The organism is Kitasatospora purpeofusca, from assembly GCF_036010405.1.
Taxonomy (GTDB): Bacteria; Actinomycetota; Actinomycetes; order Streptomycetales; family Streptomycetaceae; genus Kitasatospora; species Kitasatospora purpeofusca.
The window spans coordinates 4,355,705-4,368,195 of record NZ_CP108561.1 but is presented as its reverse complement, the minus strand read 5'-3'; the positions used below and the strand labels follow the sequence as shown (position 1 = coordinate 4,368,195).

The 12,491-nt window shown below is 73.7% G+C and carries 9 protein-coding genes; 6 read left to right on the top strand and 3 right to left on the bottom strand.

Annotation, left to right across the window (positions count from 1 at the left end):
* Position 1 precedes the first annotated feature (1 nt).
* The 4 genes from OG715_RS19235 to OG715_RS19220 all read left to right on the top strand — a co-directional run bounded on the left by OG715_RS19235 (position 2) and on the right by OG715_RS19220 (position 4,750).
* Positions 2 to 964, top strand: a complete 963-nt coding sequence (locus tag OG715_RS19235) for a threonine ammonia-lyase (RefSeq protein ID WP_266270017.1) — start codon at positions 2 to 4, stop codon at positions 962 to 964.
* A gap of 91 nt (positions 965 to 1,055) precedes the next feature.
* Entirely contained in the window at positions 1,056 to 2,219 is a 1,164-nt protein-coding gene (mqnE, locus tag OG715_RS19230; protein ID WP_266270016.1) for an aminofutalosine synthase MqnE, read from the top strand.
* 620 nt (positions 2,220 to 2,839) lie between these two features.
* Entirely contained in the window at positions 2,840 to 3,643 is an 804-nt protein-coding gene (locus OG715_RS19225; RefSeq protein WP_407661119.1) for a L,D-transpeptidase family protein, read from the top strand.
* Positions 3,644 to 3,805: 162 nt separating this feature from the next.
* Entirely contained in the window at positions 3,806 to 4,750 is a 945-nt protein-coding gene (locus tag OG715_RS19220; protein WP_266270015.1) for a beta-ketoacyl-ACP synthase III, read from the top strand.
* A 257-nt stretch (positions 4,751 to 5,007) separates the two neighbouring features.
* On the opposite strand, the gene OG715_RS19215 is transcribed toward OG715_RS19220, so the two are convergent.
* On the bottom strand, positions 5,008 to 5,655 hold the full coding sequence (locus OG715_RS19215) for a TetR family transcriptional regulator (RefSeq protein ID WP_266270014.1): 648 nt from the start codon (positions 5,653 to 5,655) through the stop codon (positions 5,008 to 5,010).
* Between the two features lie 457 nt (positions 5,656 to 6,112).
* Here OG715_RS19215 and OG715_RS19210 point away from each other — a divergent pair, with 457 nt between their 5' ends.
* Entirely contained in the window at positions 6,113 to 8,509 is a 2,397-nt protein-coding gene (locus tag OG715_RS19210; protein WP_266270013.1) for an outer membrane protein assembly factor BamB family protein, read from the top strand.
* A gap of 52 nt (positions 8,510 to 8,561) precedes the next feature.
* On the opposite strand, the gene galE is transcribed toward OG715_RS19210, so the two are convergent.
* Positions 8,562 to 9,545 carry a UDP-glucose 4-epimerase GalE gene (galE, locus tag OG715_RS19205; RefSeq protein WP_266270012.1) on the bottom strand — a complete coding sequence of 328 codons (984 nt, stop codon included), beginning with the start codon at positions 9,543 to 9,545 and terminating at the stop codon, positions 8,562 to 8,564.
* A gap of 232 nt (positions 9,546 to 9,777) precedes the next feature.
* Here galE and OG715_RS19200 point away from each other — a divergent pair, with 232 nt between their 5' ends.
* The gene (locus OG715_RS19200; RefSeq protein ID WP_407661118.1) at positions 9,778 to 10,875 is read left to right on the top strand and encodes a S1C family serine protease; all 1,098 of its coding nucleotides are present in this window, start codon (positions 9,778 to 9,780) and stop codon (positions 10,873 to 10,875) included.
* Between the two features lie 299 nt (positions 10,876 to 11,174).
* Here the strand turns inward: OG715_RS19200 and OG715_RS19195 are convergent, their stop codons facing one another.
* Positions 11,175 to 12,392, bottom strand: a complete 1,218-nt coding sequence (locus OG715_RS19195; protein ID WP_407660997.1) for a sensor histidine kinase — start codon at positions 12,390 to 12,392, stop codon at positions 11,175 to 11,177.
* Positions 12,393 to 12,491: the final 99 nt, after the last annotated feature.

Genomic DNA, 12,491 nt, shown 5'->3' with positions numbered 1-12,491 from the left:
CATGGCACTGGTCGGTCTGGAGGAGCTGCGCGCGGCCCGGCGGCGGATCGAGGGGGTCGCGGTGCGCACCCCGCTGGTCCCCGCGCCCTGGGCGGCGGACGGCGAACGCCGGCTCTGGCTGAAACCGGAGAACCTCCAGCCGACCGGGGCGTTCAAGACCCGGGGCGCGTACAACCGGCTCGCCGCGCTGAGCGAGGACGAGCGCGCCCGCGGCGTGGTCGCCCAGTCCAGCGGCAACCACGCGCAGGCGGTGGCGTACGCCGCGCAGCTGCTCGGGATCAAGGCCGTGATCGTGATGCCGGACACCTCGCCGGCGGTCAAGGTCGAGTCCACCCGGTCGTTCGGCGCCGAGGTGCTGCTGGTGTCGCCGGAGCAGCGGGACGTGGTGCCCGGCGAACTGGCCGAGCAGCACGGCTATGTCTGGGTGCCCCCGTACGACGATCCGTTCATCATCGCGGGCCAGGGCACGGTCGGCCTGGAGATCGCCGACGACGCCCCGGCGGAGCTGGACACCGTGCTGGTGCCCGTCAGCGGCGGCGGGCTGATCGGCGGCACGGCCGCCGCGCTCAAGCTGACCCGCCCCGGGGTGCGGGTGATCGGCGTCGAGCCCGAGCTGGCCGCCGACGCGCAGGCGAGCCTGCGGGCCGGCGAGCGGATCACCTGGCCGGTCGCCGACACCTACCGGACCATCGCCGACGGTCTGCGCACCCCCTCGGTGGGCGTGCTGCCGTACGAGCACATCACCGCCTACGTGGACGACATCGTCACCGTCACCGAGGACGAGATCCGCGCCACGGTGGCGCTGCTGGCCCGGCGCGGGCGGATCGTCGCCGAGCCGTCCGGCGCGGTCGCCCCGGCCGCGTACTTCCACCGGGCCGCCGAGACCGGCGGGCGGGCCGTCGCGGCCGTCGTCAGCGGCGGCAACATCGAGCCCGCGCTGCTCGCGGAACTCCTGGCCGGCTGACCCGCTCGGGGCGGCTGCCCGCGAGTCGGCGCCGGTGGGGGCGTACGCTCGTTCCGGCAACGATTCGAAGTCGGAGGAGGCGGGGCACCGCATGGACGCAGGGCTCAAGCGCGAGCTGGAGGCGAAGGTCTACGCGGGGGAGCGGCTGACCCGGGAGGACGGGATCGCGCTCTACGAGAGCGACGACCTGGCCTGGCTGGGCGGGCTCGCCCACCACGTGCGGACGGTGAAGAACGGCGATGTCGTCCACTTCAACGTCAACCGCCACCTCAACATGACCAACGTGTGCAGCGCCTCCTGCTCGTACTGCTCGTTCCAGCGCAAGCCGGGCGAGAAGGACGCGTACACGATGCGCATCGAGGAGGCCGTCCGCCTCGCCAAGGCGATGGAGGTCGACTCCCTCACCGAGCTGCACATCGTCAACGGCCTCCACCCCACCCTGCCGTGGCGCTACTACCCGCGCTCGCTGCGGGAGCTCAAGGCCGCGCTGCCGAACGTCTCGCTCAAGGCCTTCACCGCCACCGAGATCCACTGGTTCGAGCGGATCAGCGGCCTGTCCGCCGACGAGATCCTGGACGAGCTGATCGACGCCGGTCTGGAGTCGCTCACCGGCGGCGGCGCGGAGATCTTCGACTGGGAGGTCCGCCAGCACATCGTCGACCACGACACCCACTGGGAGGACTGGTCGCGGATCCACCGGCTCGCCCACAGCAAGGGCCTCAAGACCCCGGCCACCATGCTGTACGGCCACATCGAGGAGCCCCGCCACCGGGTGGACCACGTGCTGCGGCTGCGCGAGCTCCAGGACGAGACCGGCGGCTTCCAGGTCTTCATCCCGCTGCGCTTCCAGCACGACTTCCACGACTCCAAGGACGGCGTCGTGCGCAACAAGCTGATGGCGCGCACCGAGATGGCCACCGGCGCCGAGGCGCTGAAGACCTTCGCGGTCTCCCGGCTGCTCTTCGACAACGTGCCGCACGTCAAGGTCTTCTGGGTGATGCACGGCGTCACCACCGCCCAGCTGGCGCTCAGCCACGGTGCCGACGACATGGACGGCTCGGTGGTCGAGTACAAGATCACCCATGACGCGGACAACTTCGGCACCCCGAACAAGCTGGGCCGCGAGGACCTGCTCGACCTGATCCGGGACGCCGGCTTCCGCCCGGTCGAGCGCAACACCCGCTACGAGGTCATCCGCGAGTACGACGGCCCCGACCTGGCCCGTCGGGAGACCCCGCAGGCGATGCGCCTCTGACGCACGCTCCGCCGTCCGGGCCCCCGAGGCCCGGGCGGCGCGCCTTCTTCACCGGGCCCGCACAGCCCCCGGGTTTCCCAACACGGCCTCCGTTTGGCAGGATCGGCCACATGTCCGGTCACCGTCGTACCTCCCCGTACCCGTCGTACGAGCCGGTGCACGAGGCGCCGCAGCCGTCGTACGGCGAGCACCAGCAGGAATACGGCACCGTCCACGAGGGCCAGGACCCCGGGTACGGCTACCGGAGCCTCGCCGACCACGATGTCTACGACCGGCCCTTCCAGGCGCACGCCGACGGGTCGGCCTTCCCGGCGGACCGGCTCCCGGCCGACCAGCAGCCGGTGTACCGGACCGCCCCGCAGGACGGGTACGGCTACCAGGACGTCCACCACGGCGCCCACCCCGGCTACCACCAGGGCTACCAGCAGGACGGCCACCAGGGCTCCCACCAGGACGGCCACGCGGACGCGTACCGGCCCGAGCCGCAGGACCCGGCGCCGTCGGCGGTGCCGCAGCAGCGCAGCGCCGCCCCCGCTCCCGGACCCAGGTCGGCCGCCCGGGGCCACCGCCGCAAGCCCAGGAAGAAGCGCACCGGCCGCGCCGTCACCGCCGGCACCGCCCTGCTGCTGGCGGCCGCCGCCGGCTGGTACACCGTCGGCGAGGACTCCGCCAAGCCCGGTGTGACCAGCGCCGACGGCCCCGGCGCCGAGGGCGTCGCCGCGCAGCCGACGGCCGACCGGCCCTCGCCGACCGCAGCCCCGGCCGCCCGGGCCGCCGACGCCCGGCAGACCGAGACCCCCGCCGCCGACCGCAGCGAGCGCACCGACGGCTCGGTGGCCGCCATCCCGGGCCTCGGCGCCTCCTTCGCCGGCCGGATACCCGCCGGCACCACCCAGGTGGTGCTGGCCTCCGGAGAGGGCAAGGACACCAACCGGGCCGCCGTCACACTGTGGACCCGCACCGGTGAGGGCCGCTGGCTGGCCGGCGAGACCTGGCAGGGCCACAACGCCTTCAAGGGCTGGACCACCGACCACAACGAGGGCGACCTGCGCAGCCCGATAGGCGTCTTCTCGCTCTCCGACGCCGGCGGGCGCAAGGCCGACCCGGGCAGCAAGCTCCCGTACGACCGGGACTCGAACTTCGTGGTCTCCGGCAGGGGGTTCGCCGGCGAGCAGCTGGCAGGCTCCTTCGACTACGTGGTCGCGATCGACTACAACCGGGTGCCCGGCAACTCGCCGCTGGACCCGCGCCGCCCCAACGGCTCGACCAAGGGCGGCGGGATCTGGATCCACGTCGACCACGGCGGGCCGACGCACGGCTGCGTCTCGGTGCCGGAGGACAAAATGGCGGAGTTGATCCGCACCCTCGACCCGGCCGCCCAGCCGGTGATCGTGATGGGGGACGCCGGCTCGCTGGCGGCCTGAGCGGCCCGGACCGGGCGGTCGTTCGTCCACGGCTGTCTTTGCGCGTCCGATCGGGACCCGCCTGCCGCAACGGTCCTTGTCGGCCTCCTACAGCATCCCGGCGCGGATCCTGTAGCCGGTCGCGCCCGACTGACCAGCGGGTAACCGGGTTGAGTGGGCAGTATGACCGGTTCGCGCATCGTGGCACTCGGCCACTACCAGCCCCCCAAGGTCCTCACCAACGACGACCTGTCGAAGCTGGTCGACACCGACGACGAGTGGATCCGCAGCCGCGTCGGCATTCGGACGCGGCACATCGCGGAGGACGAGACCGTCGTCGACCTCGCCACCGAGGCGGCACAGAAGGCCCTGGCGAACAGCGGCCGCTCGGCCGCCGAGGTCGACCTGGTCGTGGTGGCCACCTGCACCGCGGTGGAGCGCAGCCCCAACACGGCCGCCGCCGTCGCCGCCCGGCTCGGGATCCGCTCCCCGGCCGCCTACGACATCAACACGGTCTGCTCGGGCTTCTCGTACGCGCTGGCCACCGCGGACCACGCGATCCGGGCCGGGGCGGCCACCAAGGCCCTGGTGATCGGCGCTGAGCGGATGTCGGACACCCTCGACTGGACCGACCGGACCACCTGCGTGATCTTCGGCGACGGCGCCGGCGCGGCGCTGGTCGAGGCCCAGGAGGACGGCGCCGAGCCCGGCATCGGCCCGGTGGTCTGGGGTTCGGAGCCCGAGCGGGGCGACGCCGTGGTGATCACCGGCTGGGACCCGGTGATCAGCCAGCAGGGCCAGTCGGTGTTCCGCTGGGCGACCACGCAGATCGCCCCGCTGGCCCGGCAGGCCTGCGAGCGGGCCGGGATCGACCCGTCCGAGCTCAAGGGCTTCGTGCCGCACCAGGCCAATCTGCGGATCATCGACGCGATCGCCTCCCGGCTGGGGGTCACCGACGCGGTGGTCGCCCGGGACGTGGTGGAGTCCGGCAACACCTCGGCCGCCTCGGTGCCGCTGGCCTTCTCCAAGCTGGTCGAGCGGGGCGAGCTGTCGCCCGGCGACCCGGTGCTCCTGTTCGGCTTCGGCGGCGGCCTCGCCTACGCGGGCCAGGTCGTCCGCTGCCCGTGACGCCCCCGTCCGCCCCGCCAGGGCCCTCGGGCCCCCGGGGCGTTCCGGGGCCGCTGTAGGCCCCCGCAGGGGCCCAGGACGGCCCGACATGCCTGTGGGCGGTCACCCCCTTGCACGGGGTGACCGCCCACAGGCGTGTCGTGGCGCGCAGCGGACCGCCGGCGGACCTCCCCCGAGGACACGGCCGCCGTCCGTCGTACCCCGGACAGGAGGCCGGGGCGCGCGCGAAGCGGAAGGGTGGGTCGATGCGGATCGGTCTACTTGGGCGCCTTCTTGCCGGTGACGCCCAGGTACACCAGGGGAGCGAGGTTGGGCTTGAGGTCCTTGACCTTGACGCCCCAGGAGGTGAAGGCCTTCTGGTGCTCGGCCGCGGAGGCGAGCAGCGAGACCAGTGACCCTGCCACGGCGGCCGGATCCAGTGACTTGTCGGCCTGTCCCTTCGCCTGGAGTTCCTTGACGGCTTCCGCGAGTGGCTTGGCGACCGCGTTGAGGACGGTCATGCGGATCTTGAAGAACCGCTTGTCCCCTTCCGCGGCACCGAGCGTGACCACTCGGAGAATGGCGTCGTTCTTGCGCCAGAAGGCGAGGAATCCGTCGACCAGTTCTTCCGAAGTGGCCGTGCCGGACTTCCCTGCCCAGGACTTTCCGGCCACCAGCTCTTTGAGCGTGTCGGCGTCCTTGGCCATTTCCTCGGCGATTTCGAGGACAGCGCCCTCGACATCCGGGAAGTACTGGTAGAAGGTCGCGGGGGAGGTACCCGCCATACGGGCGACGTCGATGACCTTGACGTCCCGATAGGGCGACGTGCTGAGCATCTCGCGGAGGCAGTCGAGCAGCTTCTGCCGCGTCTCCTGTCCGCGTCGCCCGGCGACGCGACCGTCGACGGTGCGAACTTGTCCTGTCATGCCGTCAGCTTACCGTGGCCCGATCTTGGCGCGATTCGGTGATGTGACAATTACTCCGCCCGGGGGTTGGTATAGGGGCTCCGGGGCCTTCGGACGGATATTCATCGGCCTCCGGAGGGCGTCATGACGCCCCCCCGTGCACCGATGACGCCACAGGGTGACGACCCCTTCGCTGAGGGGTTATCGAGTAACGGAGCGTGACGAAGTAATCGGGGGTGTGAGTCGCCCCTCACGGTTGCTCCGGGCGTGTCGGGCGCAAGCCCGGGCCGGAGCGGACGTCAGGATCCGGCCGTTCCGGAGCCGCTGACCGGGCCGTGGCCCCGCCCGGGGGCCGGACGGCGCTCTGGCGGGGGAGGTTGGAGATGGGCCGGGCGGCATTGGAGAATCGGGTCCGGCACCACGCGGTGGGGTGCTCGGCACCACGCGGGCGGTGCTCAATACGGGGAGGTGGCAGCGGGTGGACCAGCTGACGGCGCACGATCCGAGGCGGATCGGGCCCTTCGAGGTGCTGGGGCGGCTCGGGGCGGGGGGAATGGGCCTGGTCTACCTGGCGCGGTCCGCGTCCGGCCGCCGGGTGGCGATCAAGACCGTGCGGGGGGAGCTGGCCGAGGACGAGCTGTTCAGGGTCCGGTTCGCACGGGAGATCGCGGCCGCCAAGACGGTCGGCGGGTTCTACACCGCGGCCGTGGTCGACGCCGACGCGGACGCCCGGGTGCCCTGGCTGGCCACCGCGTACGTGCCGGCGCCCTCCCTGGAGGACCTGGTCAACGACTGCGGGCCGCTGCCGGTCGGGGCGGTGCGCTGGCTGGTCGCCGGCATCGCCGAGGCGCTGCAGTCCATCCACGCCGCCGGACTGGTCCACCGCGACCTCAAGCCGTCCAACGTCCTGGTGGTCGAGGACGGCCCCCGGGTGATCGACTTCGGTATCGCCGCCGGGGTCTCCAGCACCCGGCTCACCATGACCAATGTCGCGGTCGGCACCCCGGCGTACATGTCGCCGGAGCAGGCCAGGGACAGCCGCGGCGTCACCGGCGCCAGCGACGTCTTCTCGCTCGGCTCGCTGCTGGTCTTCTGTGCCACCGGCCACCCGCCCTACCGGGGCGCCAACCCGGTGGAGACGGTGTTCCAGCTGCTGCGCGAGCAGCCGGACCTCTCCGGCCTGCCGGCCGAGCTGGTCGACCTGGTGCGGGCCTGCATGCGGCCGGCCCCCGAGCACCGGCCGACCCCGGAGCAGATCCAGGTCGAGCTGGCCCCGCACCTGTTCTCCCGGGACGACGCCTCCGGCGAGGCCGGGGACTGGCTGCCGCCCGACGCGCTCGCCCTGATCGAGCAGAAGCGCCGCCGCCCGGCGCCCGCGGCGCAGCCCCAGGCCGTGCGGCCGCCGGCCGTCCCGCCGCAGCAGGTGCCGCCGCACCAGCAGCAGCACCAGGTCGGCCACGGGGCGGCGCCGCACTCCGCCCCGCCGGTGGGGCCGCGGCCCGGCCAGGACGATCCGCGCACCCGGCAGGTGGCCGGGCACGCGCCGCCGTCCGCCGGTCCGGTGCACAGCGCGCCGCCCGGCCCGGACACCGAGGCCGCCACCGAGAAGATCTCCGCCCCCAGCCGCCACCGCCGCCCGGCCGGCGAGGACGAGGCGGAGGTCCGGCTGCCCGGGGCCTCGGTCCGGATAGGACCCGGCCCGCGCGCCGAACAGACCGGCCCGGGCGCGCCGCCCGCCGAGACGGACTGGGTCCGCCGGATCACCCCGCCCCCGGCCCGCGCCGCCCGCTGGCGCCCCTGGCGGTTCCGGATGTCCAACGACGTCTGGGGTACCCCCGTGGTCGCCGACGGCACCCTGTTCGTCTCCAGCTTCGAGGTGCACGCCCTGGACATCGCGTCCGGGCAGCGCCGCTACAAGACCCGGGACGTCGCCTGGGCCCTGGCCGTGGACGCCGGGCGGGTGCACGCGGCGGACGGCCCGCACCTCTACACGGTCGACGTCGCGGACGGCACCGAGCGCTGGCGGCACTCGCTGGACGGCTGGGTGTACACGCTGGACGCGGCCGACGGCGTGCTCTGCTGCGGGATCCGGGGCGGCGGCGTCCAGCTGCGCTCCGCGGTCACCGGTGCCGAGCTGTGGCGGGCCGACGACGCCCAGCAGGACTACGAGAACCCGCAGTCCGGGCCCGCCCTGGTGGCCGGTTCGGCGTACTACTACGGCGGCGGCCGGCTGCGCTGCGTGGACCCGCGCGGCTCCGGCCTGCGCTGGTCGGTCCCGGTCGGCGAGGACGTGCCGTCCCGCCCGGTCGAGCGGGCCGGAGTGCTCTACGTGACGGCCGGGACCAGGGTGTACGCGCTGGACGCGGCGAGCGGCGTCGAGCGCTGGCGGTTCGAGGCCCCGGTGGTGCTGTTCACCCCGCCGGCGCTGGACGCGGACGCGGTCTACGTGGCCGACTACCTGGGCACCGTGTACGCGCTGGACGCGGCCACCGGGCGGGACCGCTGGCGCGCGGCCACCGGCACCCGGCAGGGCGCCGAGCCGGTGGTGGTGGGCGACGGCACGGTGCTGGTCGGCAGCGGCGAGGTGCTGTACGCCCTGGAGACGGCCGGCGGCCGGGAGCGCTGGCGCTACACCGCGCGCGGCGAGATCGTCGGCTCCCCGGCGGTCGCCGACGGGCTGGTCCACCTCGGCAGCCGGGACCACTCGCTGCACACCCTGGACCTGGCCAGCGGTCAGCTGCGCTGGGAGCTCGGCACCAAGGGCGAGCTGACCGGCTCGCCGGTCGCGGTCGGCGGGAAGGTGTTCGTCGGCAGCAAGGACCGCTGCGTGTACGCGCTGGACGCCTTCTACGGCACGGCGGTGCCCTCGCACTGACCCGGGCGCGGCGGGGGCCGGAGCCCCCGCCGCGCCCGGTGTCGGGCGGACCCTACTTGCGGGCCTCCGGGTGGCGGCTGCACCAGCCCTCCCAGGCCGAGGCGACCATGTCCTCGACCTCGTGCCGGGCGGTCCAGTCCAGCTCGCGGCGGATCAGATCGGCCGAGGCCACCACCCGGGCCGGGTCGCCGGCGCGGCGGGGGGTGATCTCCGGCGTGGTGTCGTAGCCGGTGACCTTGCCGATCACGTCCAGCATCTCCCGGACGCTGACGCCCTCGCCGCGGCCGATGTTGAGCACCAGGGAGGTCTCCCCGGCCGGGTCGGCGGCCAGGCGCTTCGCCGCGGCCACGTGCGCCGAGGCGATGTCGGAGACGTGGATGAAGTCGCGGACGCAGGTGCCGTCCGGCGTCGGGTAGTCGTCGCCGAAGACCAGCGGGGCCCGGCCGGCGGTGAGCCGCTCGAAGACCATCGGGATCAGGTTGAAGACGCCGGCGTCGGAGAGCTCCGGCGAGGCGGCGCCGGCCACGTTGAAGTAGCGCAGCGCGACGGTGGACATGCCGTGGGCCTTGCCGGCCGCGGCGACCAGCCACTCGCCGGCCAGCTTGGTCTCGCCGTAGGGGCTCATCGGCGCGCACGGCGTCGACTCGGTGACCAGGTCGACGTCCGGCATGCCGTAGACGGCGGCGGAGGAGGAGAACAGGAAGCGCTTGACGCCGCCCTCGGCCGCGGCCTCCAGCACGGTCTGGAGGCCGATCATGTTCTCGCGGTAGTACAGGAAGGGCTGCTCGACCGACTCGCCGACCTGCTTCTTGGCGGCGAAGTGGAGGACGCCCTCCACCTGGTGGTCGCGGACGGCCGCGTCCAGCGCGGTCCGGTCCAGGGTCGACCCCTCGACCAGGACGACCTCCTTCGGCAGCCGGGCCCGGTCACCGGTGCTCAGGTCGTCCAGTACGGCCACGCGCTCGCCCGCGTCGAGGAGCTGCTGCACGACGTGCCCGCCGATGTATCCGGCACCGCCGGTGATCAACCAAGTCATGGCCGAATCCTAGGGTGTGCGGGTTTCGTGCCGGTGCCGCGGGCGAGTCGGAGCCTGGCAATCGGACATTTCGGTGAAATGCTGACAAAGATCTCTGCGTCCTGTCCGAGCGGCCCCGTGCGGCCGCGTGCCGAGGAATCCGGAGGCGTCACCGGTGAACCGCAAGAAGGAGCCCACCCGTCCGATTCCGGCCGGACCGCGCCCGACCGGGCCGAAGGCGGTCGACCGGAGGCTGCTCGCGCCCGCGGCCGTCGCGGTGCTGACCGCGCTCGTGGTGGCCGGGTGCAGCAGCGGATCGTCCTCGTCCTCCTCCTCCTCCTCGTCCTCGTCCTCGTCCTCCTCGGCGGCGACCGCCTCCGCCGGGGCCTCCGGCAGCGCCGCCGCCCAGCCGGGCGGCGGCAACCAGCTCCAGTCCGACTACCAGAAGGTGATCAAGGACGTCCTGCCCTCGGTGGTGCAGATCACCACTTCGACCGGCCTCGGCTCCGGGATCGTCTACGACGACAAGGGCGACATCGTCACCAACGCCCACGTGGTCGGCACCGCCACCAGCTTCACGGTCACCCTGGCCGGCAGCACCAAGCCGTTGGACGCGACCCTCGTCGGCAGCTACCCGGACTCCGACCTGGCGGTGATCCGGCTGAGCAGCCCGCCGGGCGGACTCAGGCCAGCCGCCTTCGGGGACTCCAACAAGGTCGAGCTGGGCCAGATCACCCTCGCCATGGGCAGCCCGCTCGGACTCTCCAGCAGCGTCACCCAGGGCATCGTCTCGGCCACCGGCCGGACCGTCTCCGAGCCGCGCACCGAGGGCTCGCCGGGTGCCGTGATCGGCAATATGGTGCAGACCTCGGCCGCCATCAACCCCGGCAACAGCGGCGGCGCCCTGGTCAACCTGGACAGCCAGGTGATCGGCATCAACACGCTCGCCGCCACCGAGCCGGAGGCCAACGGCGCCGCCGCCCCCGGCATCGGCTTCGCCATCCCGGCGTCCACCGTGACCAGCATCACCGATCAGCTGATCAAGGACGGCAAGGTCACCAACTCCGGCCGGGCCGCGCTCGGCATCACCGCCCGGACCTACTTCGACCAGAACTACCGCCCGGCCGGCGCCGTCGTGGTCGCCGTCGCGGACGGCGGTCCGGCCGCCTCGGCCGGCCTCCAGCCCGGGGACGTGATCACCAGGATCGGGGACGCCCCGGTCGACTCGCTGAACTCGCTCACCACCGCCCTGGCCTCGCTCGCACCGGGCAGCAAGGTCACCGTGACCTACAGCCGGGACGGCAGGAGCACCACCGCCGAGGTCACCCTCGGCACCCTGGCGACCCCGTAGGGGCGCCCACCGGCCCCCGGACGGCGGGCGCCCCGCACACCGCGCAAGGGTTCGCGGGGTGCCGCCGTCCGGGACTGCGTTGTCGCCCGCTCGCCTCCGGGGCGCTTTTGTCCGGTGCCGACGGTCGTTGCTCCCTCGCTCCTTCGTCGCTCCCTCGCGCCTCCCTTTCGGCACCGGCGCGCCCCTTCGGCTCGGGGCGGGCTTACTCGCCCGCTCGCGGGGGAGGGTCTCGGGGCGCGAGTCGCCCGCTCGTTGAGAAGGGGGCTCGGGGCGGGAGTCGCCCGCTCGCCTCCGGGCTGTCAGCGGCGGGTGGCGCGGGTGTGCCAGGGGAGCTCGACGGTCACCGAGGTCGGGCCGCCCTCGGGGCTCTCCACCAGGAACACCCCGTCCACGGCCCGCACCCGGTCGGCCAGTCCGGCCAGGCCGCTGCCCAGGTAGGGGGCCGCGCCGCCCTTGCCGTTGTCCTGGACCAGCAGCATCAGGTGGTCGCCGGCCCGCCAGACGTCCACGGTGGCGGAGCGGGCGCCGGAGTGCTTCGAGATATTGGTCAGCAGCTCGCTCACGGTGAAGTAGGCGATGCCCTCCACCGCGGAGTCCGGCCGGTCGGTGCCGCCGTCCGGGGCCTTCAGGTCGACGTGCACCCTGACCCCCTCCGGCACCGTGCAGCGCGCGGCCACCGAGGAGAGCGCCGCGTCCAGGCCCCGGTCGGTCAGCACCGCCGGGTGGATGCCCCGGGCGAGGTCCCGCAGCTCCTGGAGGGCCAGCTTCACCTCGCCGTGGGCGTTGTCCACCATCTTCGCGGCGGCGGCCACGTCCTGCGGGGTCTCGGTCTCCCGCAGCCGCTCCTTGGCCATGCCGAGGTCCATCGCCAGCGCCACCAGCCGGGCCTGGGCGCCGTCGTGCAGGTCGCGCTCGATCCGGCGCAGGTCGGCGGCGGCGGTGTCGACGACGGTGCCGCGGTCGTCCTCCAGCTCGCGCACCCGCTCGGAGAGCGCGCCCGGGGTGAGCAGGACCTCGACCAGCATCCGGTCCACCGCCGACTCGGCGCGGACCACCCAGGGCAGGGCCGGCCAGCCGACCAGGACGAAGACCAGGGTCACGGCGAAGCTCAGGATCCCCCACGGCAGCATCAGCACGTGGTAGAGCGCCGAGCGCCAGGAGAGCGCGTCGGTCAGGTGGGCGATCGCGAAGCCGGTGACACCCGGTCGGCGCGGCACCGGCTCCGGCTCGTGCACCCCCGAGCCGTACAGGGCCCGGGCCCGGCCCCGGGCGAAGCCGCCCATCCCCCGGCAGCCGGCCAGGCCGGCGGCGAGCAGCGGCAGCCCGATCACGGTGACGGACAGGGCGAGGCCGACCGACAGGGTCACGATCGTGAAGACGAAGCCCGCGATCCCGAGCGGCAGGTTCAGCAGCAGCCGCCCGACCTGCCGCCACATCCGCGCGCCGTACAGCGGGGTGCGTCCGGCGGGCGGCGTCTGCGCGCCGGTGTCCCCGGCGTCGCGGTCCTTCGGTTTCATCTCGGTCTTCCGTCCCTCTCGGTCGAGCTGTGCCCTGCGCCCCTAGCTTCGCCGGTCGGGGGCGGGCGGGGCCATGGGGGTGATCCGTCTCCCCGACCG

Excerpts from the sequence above, each read along its gene's own strand:
- OG715_RS19235 (WP_266270017.1), top strand. The coding sequence starts at position 2 with ATGGCACTGGTCGGTCTGGAGGAGCTGCGCGCGGCCCGGCGGCGGATC.
- mqnE (WP_266270016.1), top strand. The coding sequence starts at position 1,056 with ATGGACGCAGGGCTCAAGCGCGAGCTGGAGGCGAAGGTCTACGCGGGG.
- OG715_RS19220 (WP_266270015.1), top strand. The coding sequence starts at position 3,806 with ATGACCGGTTCGCGCATCGTGGCACTCGGCCACTACCAGCCCCCCAAG.
- OG715_RS19215 (WP_266270014.1), bottom strand. The coding sequence starts at position 5,655 with ATGACAGGACAAGTTCGCACCGTCGACGGTCGCGTCGCCGGGCGACGC.
- galE (WP_266270012.1), bottom strand. The coding sequence starts at position 9,545 with ATGACTTGGTTGATCACCGGCGGTGCCGGATACATCGGCGGGCACGTC.
- OG715_RS19195 (WP_407660997.1), bottom strand. The coding sequence starts at position 12,392 with ATGAAACCGAAGGACCGCGACGCCGGGGACACCGGCGCGCAGACGCCG.